The organism is Acinetobacter sp. 10FS3-1 (genome assembly GCF_013343215.1).
GTDB lineage: Bacteria > Pseudomonadota > Gammaproteobacteria > Pseudomonadales > Moraxellaceae > Acinetobacter > Acinetobacter lwoffii_C.
On the sequence record NZ_CP039143.1, the window covers coordinates 1,134,617 to 1,151,649 of the forward strand.

Below are 17,033 nucleotides of genomic sequence, written 5' to 3' on the forward strand. Positions count from 1 at the left end.
GACATAGATTTAGGATTGAAGAATGTCTTTAAATGAACAGCAAATGGCTAAACTGAGTAAAGTTCAGTTAGATGAAAGCTGGAAATACGCTTTGAGTGATTTTTTGCTCGGTTCCAAAATGGATGCGTTAAAAGCGTTTTTAATTGAAGAGAAAAAAGCAGATAAAATTATTTATCCACCGAATCATCTGATTTTTAATGCCTTAAATACTACTCCGCTGGATCGGGTTAAAGTAGTGATTTTAGGGCAGGACCCTTATCATGGTCCGAATCAGGCACATGGCTTAAGTTTTTCGGTGCAGAAGGGCGTACCATTGCCGCCTTCTTTACGTAATATCTTTCATGAATTGCACAATGATCTGGGGGTGGAAAGCCCTAAGCATGGCGATTTAACCCACTGGGCAGAGCAAGGGGTGCTATTGCTCAATGCTGTCCTGACGGTAGAAGCCAGTCAGCCGACTTCGCATCAAAAACGTGGGTGGGAAGAGTTTACCGATCACGTGATTGACATCTTAAATGAACAGCGCGAACATATTGTCTTTATCCTTTGGGGCGCATACGCACAGCGTAAAGGACAGCGCATTGACCAGAATAAACATCTCGTATTAAAGGCTGCTCATCCTTCGCCTTTAGCTGCAAACCGGGGTGGTTTCTTTGGTTGCAAAGTGTTTTCAAAAACAAATAATTATCTTAAACAACATGGCATTGAGCCTATAGATTGGCAGCTGGACGCATGACTTACTCTCCTGTAAATAAATCTTATCATCCGGATTTGATTGTTGAAGAAGCGCACAACGGGTGGCGCATTGTTCGCTTGAATCGTCCGAAATCCTTACATGCTCTCGATGAATCGATTGTGACGGCATTGCTTGAAGTTTTTCAGGATTTTTATACGGATGAAAATGTAAAAGCAATCTGGCTGGATTCTACTACGCCCAAAGCATTTTGTGCGGGTGGAGATGTGCGCAAGCTGCGTCAATTGGTTATCAATGATGAAGTAGCGACAGCCAATAAATTTTTTGAACAAGAATATGCGCTGGATCTTCTATTGCATAACTATGCAAAACCCATATTGGTATGGGGTGAAGGCTATGTTATGGGCGGCGGTCTGGGCCTGTTTATGGCCGCGCCATTCCGCTTGGTAACACCGTACTCCCGTCTGGCGATGCCAGAAATTAATATTGGTCTGTATCCGGATGTTGGTGCAACACGCTTCCTGGCGGATCGTGGCGCGATTGGCCTGTTTACTGGTTTGACCGGCTCGATTATGACAGCCGCAGGTGCTTATGGAATTGGCTGGGCAACGCATATCTGTGATGCTGCACGTGACACTGTTCTGAACAGGGTGGTGAATATTGACTGGGATCATTATCCGGCAGGCGATTTTCGAGCAATTGATGATACGCTGAACAGCATGCATCGTCCGGTAGGCCCAGGACCATTACAAAACTCACTCGATGTCATTCAAAGTGTTTGCCGTGGGCTGAACTTTGAGCATGACTATGAGTCGATTATCGGTTTAAGTGATGCGCGTAGTGACTGGTTGCGTCAGGCCAGTGAAAATCTGCAAAAAGGTTCACCGACTACGGCCGCATTGACCTGGTTATTGTGGCAATGGGGGAAGCAGGTTCATTCCTGGAATGAAGTATTTGAACTGGAAACCCAGATTTCCGACTGGAAAATTCGTCATGCGGACTTTGTCGAGGGGGTGCGTGCCCGCCTGGTCGATAAAGATCTGTCACCAGAATGGAGCCAAGGAAGCGATTTAAGTCTGAAAGGAATTCTTTCAGCCAACCCTCCTGTCACGACGATTGAAAGCTGGAATGAATTGCTCAAGCATTATGGTGTGATCTGAAGCTGAATGTCTGAAACACACTATAAAGATGAAGACTGGATGCAGCTTGCCTATGAGCAGGCTGCATTGGCTGCCGAACAGGGGGAAATTCCTGTGGGTGCAGTGATTGTAAGTCAACAGCAGGTAATTGGACGTGGATTCAATGCGCCTATCTCCCTGAACGACCCTACAGCCCATGCCGAAATCGTGGCGTTACGTGAAGCCTGCCATAATCTGCAAAATTATCGCCTGCCCGATGATGCTGTACTCTATGTAACCTTGGAGCCTTGCACCATGTGTGTAGGAGCATTGGTACATGCACGCGTATCTCGGGTGGTGTTCGGAACGACCGAGCCGAAAGCTGGTTCTTTGGTTAGCGCCCGCAAGCTTTTTGAAACTGGGTATTATAACCATGTCTTTTCCTTTGAAGCAGGCTGTATGCAGCAGCAATGCTCCGAACAGCTGAGCATTTTTTTTAAGCAGCGCCGCGAACAGAAGCGTGAGCTCAAGCGACAAGAAAAGTTACGCAATACCCAAAAATAAATGAATATTATCCGCTAGAATTTTCTCACCTTAAAACAAGTCATACACAGGAAAAATAATGAACTCTATTCAAGTCAAAAAAGAATTTCCCGCATCTGTTGCTCAGGTTTTTGATTTGCTGTCCAAACATGCAACTTATAATATTGCCTTTGCGCCATTACAGGTCGAGCGTATTAAGGATTCTGCTGATGCTGAACGTCCCGATGGAGTGGGTTCAGTGCGGAGCATGGGAATCGGTCCAGTCAAACCGTTAAAGGAACAGATTACTTTACTCGAAGAAAATCAGCGAATTGAATATAAAATTGTTAAAAATCCTCTGATCAAGCATCATTTGGGTATTATTGAGTTTGAGGAAAAAGAGGCGGATAAAACCTTGGTGACTTATACTATCGAATTGCAGACGCGTGTTCCTTTGACCAGTAAATTGATCCTTGCACAGTTAAAAACTGGGATTAAACTAGGACTCGCAAAACTTGCAAAATCTGTTTAAACAACAACGGAAACGTAATGACAGTTCAAATTATTACTATTGATGGTCCAAGTGGATCTGGTAAAGGCACCTTGGCTGCGAAACTGGCAGACCATTATCAGTTTCATCTATTGGATTCAGGTGCCTTATATCGTCTTTTAGGGCTGTCATTGCATCAACATGGCTTGCTGGAGGAAATGGATAAGCGGCTCGCAGAGTGCATACAATCTGCAACAAATTTAGATATACAGTTTGTCAGCAGTATTGCCGGGACTCAGGTACTTTTAGAGGGCGAAGATGTTTCTCAAACGATCCGTACTGAACGGGTGGGGGAGTTTGCCTCAAAAGTAGCCGCAATTCCTGAACTTAGAGCAGCGTTGGTGGCGCGTCAACATGCTTTTGCACAGGCGCCCGGCCTGGTGGCCGATGGTCGAGATATGGCGACTGCGATTTTTCCTCAGGCACAAGCCAAAATTTATTTGACGGCATCGGCCGAATCACGTGCGCAAAGGCGCCTAAAGCAGTTGCAGGGAATGGGGCTGGATGTTAAAATAAACGACATTTTAGCTAATATTCAGGCGCGGGATAAACGAGATATGGAGCGTACAGTTGCTCCGCTCAAGCCTGCTGATGATGCGTACATTATCGATAGTTCTGATCTGAATATCGATGAAGTATTCCGGCTGATGACCACTTATGTCAATCAGCGCTTAGCCAAATAACCTATTTTTTCAGCAAATGCATAGCTTGATCAGTTTTATAAGGACTATGTAGATGCTTAATTAAACCGGCCTTGTCTGATCCAAGACCGCTGACTTTATCGGAAATATCATGACCGAATCTTTTGCAGCCCTCTTTGAAGAAAGTGAATTAAACCTCAACGTTGAAAAGGGCGCTGTCATCCAGGGCGTTGTAGTAAGCATCGACTCTGACTGGGTAACTGTTGACACTGGTCTTAAATCTGAAGGTGTTGTTGACCGTGCGGAGTTCTTAAATGAACAACGCGAACTTGAAGTTCAAGTAGGCGACACAGTTGACGTAGTTGTTGAAGCACTTGACAACGGTATGGGTCAAACAGTTCTTTCACGCGAAAAAGCTAAACGCGCTGAAACTTGGACTAAACTTGAAAAAATCTTTGAAGACGGCGAAATCGTTACTGGTGTTATCTCTGGTAAAGTTAAAGGTGGTTTCACTGTTGACATCGGTCCAGTACGTGCGTTCTTACCAGGTTCACTTGTAGACACTCGTCCTATCCGTGACACGACTCACCTTGAAGGTAAAGAGTTAGAGTTCAAGGTTATCAAGCTTGATGCTAAACGTAACAACGTTGTTGTTTCACGTCGTGCGGTTATGGAAGCTGAATCTTCAGCTGACCGTGAAGCGCTTCTTGCTCAGCTTGAAGAAGGTCAAACAGTTACTGGTACAATCAAGAACCTTACTGACTATGGTGCGTTCGTTGACCTTGGCGGTATTGACGGTCTTCTTCACATCACTGACATGGCTTGGAAACGTATCAAGCACCCATCAGAAGTTGTTGAAGTAGGTCAAGAAGTTACTGTTAAAGTACTTAAGTTTGACCGTGAGCGTAATCGCGTATCTTTAGGCCTTAAGCAATTAGGCGAAGATCCATGGTTAGCGATCATGAGCCGTTACCCTAAAGGTTCTATCGTTAAAGCTCGTGTAACTAACTTAACTGACTATGGTTGCTTCGCTGAAATCGCTGAAGGCGTTGAAGGCTTAGTACACGTTTCAGAAATGGACCACACAAACAAAAACATCCACCCATCTAAAGTTGTTCAGATCGGTGACGAAGTTGATGTGATGGTTCTTGAAGTTGATGAAGAGCGTCGTCGTATCTCTCTTGGTATCAAACAAACTCGTGCTAACCCATGGGAAGAGTTTGCTAAGAACCACGATAAAGGTGAAAAAGTTTCAGGTACGATCAAGTCAATCACTGACTTCGGTATCTTCATCGGTTTACCAGGCGGTATCGATGGCCTGGTTCACTTGTCTGACATCTCTTGGAACGAGCAAGGCGAAGAAGCTATCCGTCGCTACAAGAAAGGTGACACTGTTGAAGCGGTTATCCTGTCTGTAGATGCTGAAGGCAACCGTATCAGCCTTGGTATCAAGCAGTTGAACAGCGATCCATTCAACGATTTCTTGGCGGCTAACGAACGCGGTGCGCTGGTGAAAGGTACTGTAACTGCAGTTGACGCTAAAGGCGCTACTGTTAAGTTAGCTGACGAAGTTGAAGCAACTCTTAAAGCATCTGAAATCAATCGCGACCGCGTTGAAGATGCGACTAAATTCTTAGAAGTTGGTCAAGAAGTTGAAGCTAAGATTATCAACGTAGATCGTAAATCTCGCTCTATCAACTTGTCTATCAAAGCGAAAGATGAAGCTGAAGAGAAAGAAGCAGTTGCTAACCTGAAAACTACTGCTGTAGCTCAAGACAATGGTCCTAAGACTATTGGTGACTTGATCAAGGCGCAAATGAACAATTAATAGTAGATGATGGAATGTATTGTTAATGTAAGTTAACTGATACTTTCTATACAAATACTGTAAACGGTAGCGTAGTATTTAATTATTGCGCTACCGTTTTGTATTTAAACAGGTTATTATCTGGGAATAGATCCCAAGTAGCTTGATAATTAAAGAGGTCGCAGATGACTACTGAAGCACTTAATAAGTCTGACTTAATAGAGCGTATTGCATTGAAGAATCCACATTTGGCTGAGCCATTGGTGGAAGAAGCGGTTAAAATCATGATTGATCAAATGATTGAGGCTTTATCAGCCGACAACCGTATTGAAATCCGCGGATTTGGTAGCTTCGCACTGCATCATCGTGAGCCTCGTGTGGGTCGTAACCCAAAAACAGGTAAGTCAGTAGAGGTGGCAGCAAAAGCTGTTCCACATTTCAAGCCTGGTAAAGCCTTACGTGACGCAGTAAACGAATCGGCAATGAAGCCATAATATTTACGGGGTAGCTATGCGTTACATTCTGGTTGTTCTTTTACTGGTACTTTTTGGTTATTCATTGGCTCTTGTTTTACAAAATGGCACCGAGTTATCAGTAGACCTGCTTTTCACTCAGGTTCCAGCCATGCGTCTGGGGCTATTACTGTTACTTACTTTATCTTTAGGGGTCGTTGTTGGCTTATTATTGGGCGTGCAAGTATTCCGTGTATTTCAAACCAGTTGGGAAATTAAACGACTCCATAAAGATATTGATCATCTGCGTAAAGAACAGTTAAATACTGCGAAAATGATGGCTGCTGAGGCTGCTGCCCAGAGCCGCCATGAAAAAACAGTATTAGATATTAACCCTAATGATCGACCATCTACACCCCTTTAAATTAGTGTATGCAGTCAGAGGTCTTGACTGAATATGCAAATATATTAATTTCAGCGCCTTTAAGTTCAGCTCAAAGGCGTTTTTTTATTAGGCTTTACACTATTAAAAACTATAAAAAGCATAAAAATAAAGAGCTTGGTTTGAATTTTAAATTGATTTTAAAAATATTCTTGGTCGTTTTTGGCTTAATCCGTATAATGCCTTAATTTTGTCAGTTTGAAGGGTCTCCTCATGAGTATTATTGTTGCCTTAGATGCGAAAAGTCATTATGACGCAATGACTATTGCCGGACAATTAGACCCTCAATTATGCCGTGTAAAAGTCGGTAAAGAACTATTTACCCATGAGGGCTCCTCTATTGTTAAAGCCTTACACGGTGAAGGTTTTGAAGTATTTTTAGATTTAAAATTTCACGATATTCCAAACACAACTGCACAAGCGGTATGTGCTGCTGCGGATATGGGGGTGTGGATGGTGAATGTTCACGCTTCGGGTGGACGTAAAATGATGGAAACCTGTGTCGAGCGTTTAAAGGCCGGGAACTATAATACCCAGCTGATTGCAGTCACAGTATTAACCTCAATGGGGCGTGAAGATCTGGCGGATTTGGGGCTGGATATTGAGCCTTTTGAGCAGGTTAAGCGTCTTGCGAAATTGACTAAAGAGAGCGGTCTGGATGGGGTGGTATGTTCAGCTCAAGAAGCAAAAATGCTGCGTGAAAATTTAGGTGCAGAGTTTGCGTTGGTCACCCCGGGTATTCGTCCAGAAGGCTCAAGTGCCGATGACCAAAAGCGTATTTTGACACCAAAGCAGGCGATGCTAGATGGTGCTACGCATTTAGTGATTGGTCGTCCGATTACGAAATCGCAAAATCCTCGTCAGATGTTAAAAGATATTTTGCTGACTTTGTAAGTCTTGCAGCATAAAAAGGCCTTTCAACTGAAAGGCTTTTTTATGGATAAAGAAAATAGACACTAAGAAGTAATGATTAGGTTTGCAATTTTCTAGTCTTTCTTTAAAAGAGCGAGAGATTTTCGCAAATGGTGATGAGTCAGAGTTTAAAACCCAGTTTAGATTGCCGCCAATACACTGACTAAAATCGGTGCCAATACCGATAACACAAAACCGCTAACCATTGCATGAGGAATAAAGTCATTGCCACATGCCTGTTTCACCATGGGTAAAGTGACATCCATCGCGGTTGCGCCGGCAGATGAAATTGCAGAACGTGGATAGCGCCATCCGATCATGTACATAAACAGAATGGCAAAAATCTCCCGGAACAGGTCATTCATCAGTGCGATACTGCCAAGCTCTGCATTTTTAAGTTCGGTTACGACCACACCGGACATTGAATAGAAACCATATCCTTGTGAAAGCATGATCAGGTCTTTTAAGGTGATGTGCGAGTTCCAGAACGAATATAAGACCACACCCAATAATGAGCCTATAATACAGCCCACAGGAACCAGCATGATGCGCCAGTTCAGCCAGGATTTATCTAGGGGAGAGTAGGCTAAGTCAAGCCCGATCAGCAGCATATAGACCAGTAATAAATACCAGGTACTGATATGCAAGCTGTAATCATGGTGGCTGGAAAATTCAGCAATTGCATAACCCAAACCAAGTGCAATGAAGGCATAGCTGATATTGATCAGGGAGCTTAGCAATAATTCAGCAGACACCTTTCCCTGCAAGGGCGTAACACCTATAGCTTTATAGAGCGCATAGCAGCAGATAAAAGCGCCTAAAGAAGTTGCAAGCGCAATACTGAGGGAACTAGAGAGAATTAGCGATGGGCTGGTAATGCTGTGCAGCGTCTGAGAAAACTCAATTGCAATCGCAATCAATAGAATATAGGTAAAATAAGGCAATATTTTAAAAGCGAATTTTTCCAGCCACTCCGGAATTCTTTTTGCCAGAACAAAGCCGAAAAACAGACAAAACAGTAACTGAAAAATAAGCCACAAAGATTGCATACAAATAGGCAGGTAATGGAATACCTGCCTATTATGACCAAATCATGTTTAAGCTGCACGGTTTCCTGAAGATTTATTCAGCAATCTGTAAGCTGCCGGATTTGGTTTGCGGGTCTGTAACCAGTATTTCCAGGTATAGGTTGGCCAGAGGGCAAAGTTTTTACCACCATCCTGCTGATACCAGCTGACGCAGCCCGATTGCCATACTGTACCTTTTAGCTGTTCCTGAATATCGTGGTTAAACTGTTCCTGAATGTCGTCTTTTACCACAATGGCTTCACATTGTGTCCGTTTTACCAGCTGAATCAGCTGTAGAATATAATTTATCTGGGATTCAATCATAAAAATAACCGAGTTGTGCGCAAGTATGGTATTGGGACCCAGCAATTGGAACAGGTTCGGGAAACCTTTGGTGCAGATGCCGTAATAACTTTCCGCTCCCGTTTTCCAGGCATCTTTCAGTTCAAGACCATTTTGACCATAACATGCAAAGGAGTTTAGATAGATTCTTGGATCGGTAATAAAGCCAGTCCCATAAATCAGGCAGTCGATGGGACGTTCTTTCCCATCTTGGGTAATAATAGTATTTTCCCTAACCTCCTGAATGCCTTCAGTAATCAGTTCAACATTTGGACGGTTGAAGGTCGGGAAGTAGGTGTTGGAAATCAGGATGCGCTTACATCCCATAATATAGTCAGGGGTCAGTTTTTTTGCAGTGGCCTTATTCTTGACCTGATAACGGATAAACGCTTCAGCCAGTTTCTGTCCATATTTCATGATCTGTGGTTGAACAATAGGTACAACCCGCGATTCATTCGACCAGTAAAGCCGCGCACGGTGAATTTTTCGGAACCAGTCAAAGCGGCTGAACAGCTTTTTATCCAGAGCCTGATAGACCCGCTCATCACGTGGAATTACCCAGGCTGCGGTACGCTGGAATACATACAGGTTTTTGACTTCAACTGCAATTTTTGGAATGTACTGAATGGCACTGCCACCGGTGCCAATTGAGGCTACATTTTTGTCAGTCAGATTGTATTCGTGATCCCAGTGGGAGGAGTGGAATACTTTACCCTTAAATTTTTCAATGCCTTTGATATGAGGAATTTGAGGTACATGCAAGGGACCCGAAGCCAAGACCATGAACTGAGCAATCACTTTACGATTATTGTTTAGTTCTAGATGCCATTCGCAGTCATTTTCCTGATAGCTTGCCGATTTTACCTCACTGTTAAACTGACAGTAGTTTTTCAGGTTATAGTTTTGAGCCAGATCCTGAATATAGGCAAAAATTTCAGGAGCTTCGGCATAACGTTTGCTCCAATCGGTCTTCGGGGCAAAGGACAGGGAATACAGATGCGACTGTACATCACATGCTGCACCGGGATACTGGTTTTCACGCCATGTTCCACCGACATCATCTGCTTTTTCAAGAATGATAAAGTCTCTGATTCCTGACTGGAGCAGGCGTATGGCCATGCCAAGGCCACCAAATCCAGCCCCTATAATTGCTATTGTGGTTTTTTGAATATTCTGTGTAGATGATGCATCTCGCATATTTTTATATTCCTGATATACATATTTTTAACCCAGCATAATAGAGTTTCTAGCGCGATAACATGATGCCGATGACATTAATATTGATATATTCGGCAATTTGCAACTGTGCCTTAATATAGTAAAAAATAAAAGACGTTCTGAATTTGAAAAACTTATGAAAAGATCAATTCTGGGTTTACTGTATATAATTCAGGGAATGCGCAAGGCAGGCGTAGATGTGGATGAGCGTTTGCAGGGTATTGGTATACATGCAGATGCTCTTGATCCTGCAGCTGTGATTCATCCTGAGCTTGAAAAAGATGTGTTCAGGGTGATTGGTGAATCTGTTGCAGCAGAGGCAGGCCTGGAAATTGGACAACATTATGCACTTGCTGGCTATGGACCTTTGCTGATGTTGCTGGTGACCAGTGATAATATCGCTACGGTGCTTAAAAAAGGCATTGAATATCAGGGTTTGACACATCTGACAGGACATTTAAGCCTGAAGCGTTCAGCGCATGCGGTGGCGTTGTGTTATCAGCCTGAAGATTTACTGACCCCCCTGGGTCAACTTCGTGCCCAATGTGAAATTTCAGGAACTTATAAGTTTATTCAGGATATTTACAGAATGATGGGATTGGCCAGGCCTGATCTAAAGGTCGAGCTGCCATTTGCCCAGCCGGAAAATCCTGATATCCAGAAAATGTACCGTGACTATTATGGTCCGCAGCTTCAGTATTCGAGTACAAGTGCTGCATTCTGGTTTGATGAAGCGGTATTGGATATCAGGATTCCTTCAGAGGATGCAGTGACTTTTGCACTCTATGAAGCTAAATGTCTGGCCGAAGTGCAGCGTTTGCATGAAGATGAAAATACACCGACTGTGGTACAGCGGGTACAAGATTATCTGGAGTTGCAAAACGGGATGATGCCGACAATGGCAGAAACTGCACAAGCCCTGAGTATTCCTGAGCGCACCTTGCGCCATCAGTTACAGCAAGTGGGGACCAGTTATAAGCAGATTCGAGAAGAGATTATTAAAGACAAAGCTTTGCGGTTAATTGAGTATAAACAGTATTCCATTGAAATGATTGCAGAGCTCTTGGGCTATTCTGAGCCGGCGGCTTTTAATCATGCGTTTAAGCGCTGGTTTGGGCAAAGTCCGCGACAATATGTAAAATAGCCTAAGTTTGTTTATGCCAAAGTGTTATAGCGTGACCATTGAACTTCGCTATAATTAAATTGATCCTAAATAGTACGAAATTTTATGTCCGATTTTAATTCTCAGCACAGTACCGCTTTTAATCCGATTTCTCCTGCAGAACGTTATGCGCAGGCTTTATCTTCGGGGCAGTTTATGCCGGATGATGCACAGGCCATGGCAGTACATGAATTGAACCGTGTCTGGCTGGAATTGATACAGCGTTTTAAGGCGTCTAAAAAAGCCTTTCGCCGTTTTCGTCGCCAAACTGCACCCAAAGGGGTATATATGTGGGGCGGTGTGGGACGTGGAAAAACCTGGTTGATGGATCAGTTTTATGAGTCGATTCCATTTCGCCGCAAAACTCGCATGCACTTTCATCATTTCATGCAATATGTACATCGTGAATTAAACAAATTATCGGGCCAGCGTAATCCATTAGATTCCGTGGCCGATCAAATTTATAAAGAAGCGGTCATTATCTGTTTTGATGAGTTTTTTGTATCCAACGTTACGGATGCCATGATTCTGAGCGATTTGTTTCAGAAACTCTTTGAGCGTGGGATTACCTTGGTGGCAACTTCCAATATTGCACCGGATGGTCTATATAAAAACGGCATTCACCGTGATCGCTTTTTGCCTACGATTGAATTGGTCAAGAAAAATTGTGTGATTCTAAATGTCGATGCAGGCGTGGATTACCGTCTGCGTGTGCTAAAGCAGGCACAGCTATTTAAATATCCATTAACGCATGAAAATAAAAACTGGATGGCTCAACGCTTTAAGGCCTTGACCCAGACCCAGGTTCAATCTCAGGAACCGATTATTATCAATAATCGTATCGTAGAAACAGTGGCACATACTGAAGACGTATTATGGTGTGAATTTTCAGAGTTGTGTCTAAAACCGCGCAGTCCGGCTGACTTTATTGAAATCTCCAATATTTATAATACTGTGCTGGTCAGTAATGTGCCGCATTTAACCGATTTCCTGAACGACGGAACCCGCCGTTTTATTTATCTGGTCGATGAATTTTATGACCGTGGAGTCAAATTGCTGCTCACCTCGGAGGATAATATCATTGATATTTACCAAGGTGAGAAGCTGGCCTTTGAAATTGAACGGACCCGTTCACGTCTACTAGAGATGCAGTCGGATGAATATCTGTGCTCAGAGCATCGCCAGATTGAAAAAATTGCCTCAAGTGAGCCTGAATAAAAGTCAAAAGTGCTGGTCTTCAACCGGCACTTTTTTTATCAGCATAAAATTTGAAAGAGTCGACAACCGCGATTAAACATGGCTTAATCTTGATCTAAATATGACCTTGTATAAAAAGAACGGACAACTTTTATTCAAAAATCTGAACTTAAGTCTAATGTCTCCATTTCAAAAACTTTATACACTGTCATTAGGGTATTTAGCAGAATGATAGATCCACGAATTAAATACGATCTTATATGAATATGATGAGGGTATTCATATTGGAAAAATGCTCGGTATTTAGCAATGTGATAATACTATTCAGCTAGATTTTAATCGGTATACTAGAATCTCTTGTATAAAAAGTAGCAATATCAGGAAAGACAATGACTGCACGTATTCAAAAAGGCAAGTTAGCGATTGCTAAAGAACTTTACGATTTTATCGAAAATGAAGCACTACCAGGTTCTGGTTTGGACAGTGAAACCTACTGGAAAAACTTTGAACAAGTCGTTGTTGATCTTAGCCCTAAAAACAAAGCACTTTTGGCTAAGCGTGATGAGATTCAGGCTAAAATTGATGAATGGCATCGCAATAACACATTTGAATTACAAGCTTACAAAGCTTTCTTGACTGAAATTGGCTACTTGCTACCAGAAGTAGAAGATTTCCGCATCAGCACTGAAAACGTAGACGAAGAGATTGCAGTACTGGCAGGCCCGCAGCTGGTGGTTCCAGTACGTAATGCACGTTACTGCCTGAACGCAGCCAATGCGCGCTGGGGTTCATTATATGATGCACTCTATGGCTTTGACGTCATCTCTGAAGAAGATGGAGCTGAAAAAGGTAAAGGCTATAACCCTAAACGTGGTGAGAAGGTTATTGCATTCGCGAAAAACTTCCTGAATGAAACTTTCCCACTGGCACAAGGCTCACATGCAGAGGCTACGCAATATGCGGTTGAAGGCGACAAGCTGGTTGTTAGTTTAAAAGATGGTTCAACGACCACTCTTGCAAATGCAGCACAATTTGTTGGCTTTAATGGCGAAGCAGCGTCACCATCTGAAATCGTATTAAGAAATAATGGCCTGCACGCAATTATCCAGATTGATGCAGATAGCCAGATTGGTCAGGCAGATGCAGCCGGCGTAAAAGACATTGTTCTTGAAGCTGCGGTAACAACTATTCAGGATTTAGAAGATTCTATCGCGGCCGTAGATGCAGAAGAGAAAGTTGAAGGCTACCGTAACTGGTTAGGCCTGATGAAAGGTACGCTGGAAGAGTCTATCGAGAAAAATGGCAAGACCATTACTCGTAAATTAAATGCTGACCGTACATTCAAAAACCTGGAAGGCGGCGAGACCAAGCTTCATGGCCGTTCATTAATGTTACTTCGTAACGTAGGTCATCTAATGACTAACCCGGCGATTCTGGTTGATGGTGCTGAAATTTACGAAGGCATCATGGATGCGTTAATTACGCCATTGCTGTCTTTTGCAGACATCAAAGGTGAAAACACGATCAAGAACTCACGCAAAGGTTCTATGTACATTGTGAAGCCAAAAATGCATGGTCCTGAAGAGGTTGCATTTGCGGTTGAGCTGTTTGAGCGTGCTGAACAGGCACTCGGTCTTCCTGCAAAAACCCTGAAAATCGGGATTATGGATGAAGAGCGCCGTACATCTGTCAACCTGAAAAACTGTATTGCGCAAGCTAAAGATCGCACGATCTTCATTAATACAGGTTTCATGGACCGTACCGGTGATGAAATTCATACCTTTATGGAAGCGGGTCCATTCGTTCGTAAGGGTGAAGTGAAAGGTCAAATCTGGTTCCCAGCATACGAAAATCGTAACGTGATGGTGGGTCTGCAAACCGGTTTACGTGGTAAAGCGCAAATTGGTAAAGGCATGTGGCCAAAACCGGACATGCTGCTAGACATGTACAAAACCAAGAGTGAGCATCCAGAAGCAGGTGCAAGTTGTGCATGGGTTCCGTCTCCTACTGGTGCAGTCATTCACGCAATTCACTATCATCAAATCAATGTGGCAGACCGCCAGCAGGAATTACTGTCAACTGAAGCATTGCCACTCGATGACTTGTTAACCCCACCTCTTGCGACTGACACTAACTGGTCTGAAGAAGAGAAGCTGAAAGAACTGGAAAATAACTGTCAGGGTATCTTGGGTTATGTGGTTCGTTGGGTTGATCTGGGTGTAGGCTGTTCTAAAGTGCCAGACATTAATAATGTGGGCCTGATGGAAGATCGTGCAACTTTACGTATTTCTTCCCAGCACGTAGCGAACTGGTTACGTCACGGTATCGTAACGCGTGAGCAGGTTGAAGATGTGATGCAGCGCATGGCAAAAATTGTGGATGAGCAAAATGCCAATGATCCACTGTATACGCCAATGTCAGCCGACTTTGCAAACAATATTGCGTTCCAGGCAGCTTCTGACTTGATCTTTAAAGGAGGCGAACAGCCTTCAGGTTATACAGAGCCGCTATTACACGCAGCACGTTTGAAACTTAAAGGTTATACAGGTGATTAATCCCTGTTAATTTAAAAAAGCCTCTTCGGGGGCTTTTTTTATGCCTGAGTGGAATGGGAGAACGCTAACCTAGCCAAAAGGAAATGAACTGGCAAAGCCAAACTGTTCTGATAAAGTAAGCAGAGAGATCAAAAACAATAGGTAACAGAATGGTACATTATACAGCTCTGGATCAGCAGTTTATTGCAGGAAAATGGCAGCCAGGCCGCTCACAAAAAATTATTCAAAACCTTAATCCTTATACGCAGGATCTTATTTTTAATTTACAGGCAGCCAGTACGGCAGATGTGGATGCTGCCTATACTGCTGCAATTAAGGCTTTTCAGGAAGCTGCGCTGAAATCAGTGCAATTGCGTCAGGATGTTTTGCATAAACTGCACCAGATTATTCAGTTACGCCGTGAAGAAATCATTGACTGGCTGATTGTTGAATCCGGTAGTACCCGTCTAAAAGCGGGTCTTGAAGTCGAAGCGGCTTTGGGCATGATTAAAGAAAGCCAAAGTTTTCCAGATCAGTTGCAGACTGAAGAGTTGCAAAGCCAGGATCCGCAACGTAAAAGCTGGGTATTGCGCAAGCCTTTGGGGGTCATTGGGGTAATTAGTCCCTGGAATTTTCCATTTCATTTATCTATGCGTTCTGTCGCAACAGCAATTGCCTGTGGTAATACTGTAGTGCTCAAACCGGCAAGTGATACGCCAGTGACAGGTGGAACATTACTCGGAAAATTATTTGAAGAAGCCGGTGTTCCTGCAGGAGTGCTGAATATTATTGCGGGTGCAGGCAGCGAAATTGGTGATTATTTTGTTGAGCATTCGGTGCCCAAAATGATTTCTTTTACTGGCTCTACCGAAGTCGGACAAAATGTAGGCGCCAAGGCTTTAGCCAGTAGCAGAATAAAACGGATAGCGCTGGAGTTGGGTGGAAATGCCCCTTTGGTGATTCTGGATGATGCTGACGTGGATCTGGCGGTTGAGTTAACCGTAATGGGACGTTTTATTCATCAAGGGCAAATCTGCATGAGCACCAATCGTGTCATTGTGGATGCTTCGCTTCATGATGTATATGTAGAAAAACTGCTTGAGCGGATTAAAACTATTCCTGTCGGGGATCCTAATCTGCCTGAAACTCTGATTGGGCCGATTATTAACCAGAGTCAAGTCAAGAAACATCAGCACTTGATTCAAAGAGGCAAAGAACAGGGCGCCCAGCTGGTTTATGAGGGGGGAATTGAGGGGAATCTGGTTTATCCACATGTTTTTACTCAAGTCGCACCTGAAACAGAACTGGCACAGGAGGAAAGTTTTGGACCTATTTTACCGATCCTGAAAGCCCGTAATGAGGCTCATGCTTTAGAACTGGCGAATGATACCCGTTTTGGCCTGTCCAGTGCGGTATGTACCTCGAATATGGAACGCGGTCTGGACTTTGTGGCACAGTTAGATATTGGTATGAGCCATATCAATGGAATAACGGTGGCTGACCAGCCAAATGCTCCTTTCGGTGGTGAAAAAAACTCCGGCCTGGGGCGGTTTAATGGACGCTGGATTTTTGAGGAATTTACCCGTACCCAGTGGGTTACACTACCTAATGTATAATACGAAGCTGTATAAAATCACTACAGGTTTTCAGGCAAAACATGGCTTATAATTAGCAAGAGAGAAATTACGTTCAGTGAGCTATGTGCGCCAATTTTAAGCCTTTAACTATAGAACAATTACATGATTTGGGATTGCCGGAAATTCCTTTTGAATATTCTGAGGAAGTGTATCCCAATTATGCTGTGCCTTTGTTATTTAATTCTGGCCAGGCTTTAGAATGGCGTTCAGTAAATTTTGGTTTAATTCCCAAATGGGCAGAAGATAAAACAATTGGGCTGAAAACCTACAATGCAAGAAATGAAACCTTATTACAAAAACCGACTTTTGCCGAGGCAACAGCAAAGTGCAAATTTGGGGTGATTCCAGTATCAGAGTTTTATGAGTCAAAATACTTTGATCATAAACCGCAGCGTTGGGGAGTAAGGCGTAAAGATGGCAAAGCGACCTTTATTGCAGCGCTGTATGAAATTGCACGGATACAGAATGAAGTGGTGCGCTCTGCCACCATGCTTACCATGGATGCAATCGACCATCCTATGATGAAAGACTTTCATGAGCCGGGCAATATTAAACGCTCCGTGATTGTGATTCCACATGAGCGTTTGGAGGAATGGCTAAGCTTGAAGCATGCTGATATACGCAGCTTTGTAGAAGGCTTTCCAGTCGAAGAATTTGAATGCTCACATGTGCCAAAAGAAAGAATCAAGAAAGATAGTTTGCAACTGAACTTTTTTGATTCTTGAAATTCTAGCAACT

General features: G+C 43.3%; 16 protein-coding genes. 14 read left to right on the forward strand and 2 right to left on the reverse strand.

Features of this window, described 5'->3' with window-relative positions; all coding sequences use genetic code 11:
* Positions 1–22: 22 nt before the first annotated feature.
* The 9 genes from ung (at position 23) to pyrF (ending at position 7,120) form a co-directional block, all read left to right on the forward strand.
* Positions 23–736 (forward strand): uracil-DNA glycosylase, encoded by a 714-nt coding sequence (ung, locus tag E5Y90_RS05320; protein ID WP_151205050.1) that lies wholly within the window; start codon positions 23–25, stop codon positions 734–736.
* Positions 733–1,854, forward strand: a complete 1,122-nt coding sequence (locus E5Y90_RS05325; RefSeq protein ID WP_151205049.1) for an enoyl-CoA hydratase/isomerase family protein — start codon at positions 733–735, stop codon at positions 1,852–1,854. Before ung ends, E5Y90_RS05325 begins: the two co-directional genes overlap by 4 nt.
* A 6-nt stretch (positions 1,855–1,860) precedes the next feature.
* On the forward strand, positions 1,861–2,376 hold the full coding sequence (tadA, locus tag E5Y90_RS05330) for a tRNA adenosine(34) deaminase TadA (protein WP_151206809.1): 516 nt from the start codon (positions 1,861–1,863) through the stop codon (positions 2,374–2,376).
* Between the two features lie 58 nt (positions 2,377–2,434).
* Positions 2,435–2,866 carry an SRPBCC family protein gene (locus E5Y90_RS05335; protein ID WP_174659611.1) on the forward strand — a complete coding sequence of 144 codons (432 nt, stop codon included), beginning with the start codon at positions 2,435–2,437 and terminating at the stop codon, positions 2,864–2,866.
* A 17-nt stretch (positions 2,867–2,883) separates the two neighbouring features.
* Positions 2,884–3,567, forward strand: a complete 684-nt coding sequence (cmk, locus tag E5Y90_RS05340) for a (d)CMP kinase (protein ID WP_151206811.1) — start codon at positions 2,884–2,886, stop codon at positions 3,565–3,567.
* Positions 3,568–3,676: 109 nt separating this feature from the next.
* Positions 3,677–5,353: a 30S ribosomal protein S1 gene (rpsA, locus tag E5Y90_RS05345; RefSeq protein WP_151206812.1), complete on the forward strand. Its 1,677-nt coding sequence runs from the start codon at positions 3,677–3,679 to the stop codon at positions 5,351–5,353.
* A 164-nt stretch (positions 5,354–5,517) separates the two neighbouring features.
* Positions 5,518–5,826, forward strand: coding sequence for an integration host factor subunit beta (locus E5Y90_RS05350; RefSeq protein ID WP_151205611.1), 309 nt, complete (start codon positions 5,518–5,520; stop codon positions 5,824–5,826).
* A 16-nt stretch (positions 5,827–5,842) separates the two neighbouring features.
* Positions 5,843–6,208, forward strand: coding sequence for a lipopolysaccharide assembly protein LapA domain-containing protein (locus E5Y90_RS05355; RefSeq protein WP_151206813.1), 366 nt, complete (start codon positions 5,843–5,845; stop codon positions 6,206–6,208).
* Between the two features lie 231 nt (positions 6,209–6,439).
* A complete protein-coding gene (pyrF, locus tag E5Y90_RS05360; protein WP_151205112.1) occupies positions 6,440–7,120 on the forward strand; it encodes an orotidine-5'-phosphate decarboxylase in 681 nt (226 codons plus the stop codon).
* A 158-nt stretch (positions 7,121–7,278) separates the two neighbouring features.
* Here pyrF and E5Y90_RS05365 read toward each other — a convergent pair whose 3' ends face one another.
* Together E5Y90_RS05365 and E5Y90_RS05370 are read right to left on the reverse strand one after the other, a co-directional pair.
* Entirely contained in the window at positions 7,279–8,187 is a 909-nt protein-coding gene (locus E5Y90_RS05365; RefSeq protein WP_174659612.1) for a lysine exporter LysO family protein, read from the reverse strand.
* Between the two features lie 48 nt (positions 8,188–8,235).
* Positions 8,236–9,744, reverse strand: a complete 1,509-nt coding sequence (locus E5Y90_RS05370) for a flavin-containing monooxygenase (protein ID WP_174659613.1) — start codon at positions 9,742–9,744, stop codon at positions 8,236–8,238.
* 157 nt (positions 9,745–9,901) lie between these two features.
* Here E5Y90_RS05370 and E5Y90_RS05375 point away from each other — a divergent pair, with 157 nt between their 5' ends.
* The 5 genes from E5Y90_RS05375 (at position 9,902) to E5Y90_RS05395 (ending at position 17,020) form a co-directional block, all read left to right on the forward strand.
* Positions 9,902–10,909, forward strand: a complete 1,008-nt coding sequence (locus E5Y90_RS05375; protein WP_174659614.1) for an AraC family transcriptional regulator — start codon at positions 9,902–9,904, stop codon at positions 10,907–10,909.
* A gap of 84 nt (positions 10,910–10,993) precedes the next feature.
* On the forward strand, positions 10,994–12,145 hold the full coding sequence (gene zapE / locus E5Y90_RS05380; protein WP_151205116.1) for a cell division protein ZapE: 1,152 nt from the start codon (positions 10,994–10,996) through the stop codon (positions 12,143–12,145).
* A gap of 368 nt (positions 12,146–12,513) precedes the next feature.
* Positions 12,514–14,679 carry a malate synthase G gene (locus tag E5Y90_RS05385; RefSeq protein ID WP_174659615.1) on the forward strand — a complete coding sequence of 722 codons (2,166 nt, stop codon included), beginning with the start codon at positions 12,514–12,516 and terminating at the stop codon, positions 14,677–14,679.
* 149 nt (positions 14,680–14,828) lie between these two features.
* Positions 14,829–16,274, forward strand: coding sequence for an aldehyde dehydrogenase family protein (locus E5Y90_RS05390; protein ID WP_174659616.1), 1,446 nt, complete (start codon positions 14,829–14,831; stop codon positions 16,272–16,274).
* Between the two features lie 83 nt (positions 16,275–16,357).
* Complete coding sequence (locus E5Y90_RS05395) at positions 16,358–17,020, forward strand: SOS response-associated peptidase (protein ID WP_174659617.1); 663 nt, start codon at positions 16,358–16,360, stop codon at positions 17,018–17,020.
* The last annotated feature ends 13 nt before the right edge of the window (positions 17,021–17,033 follow it).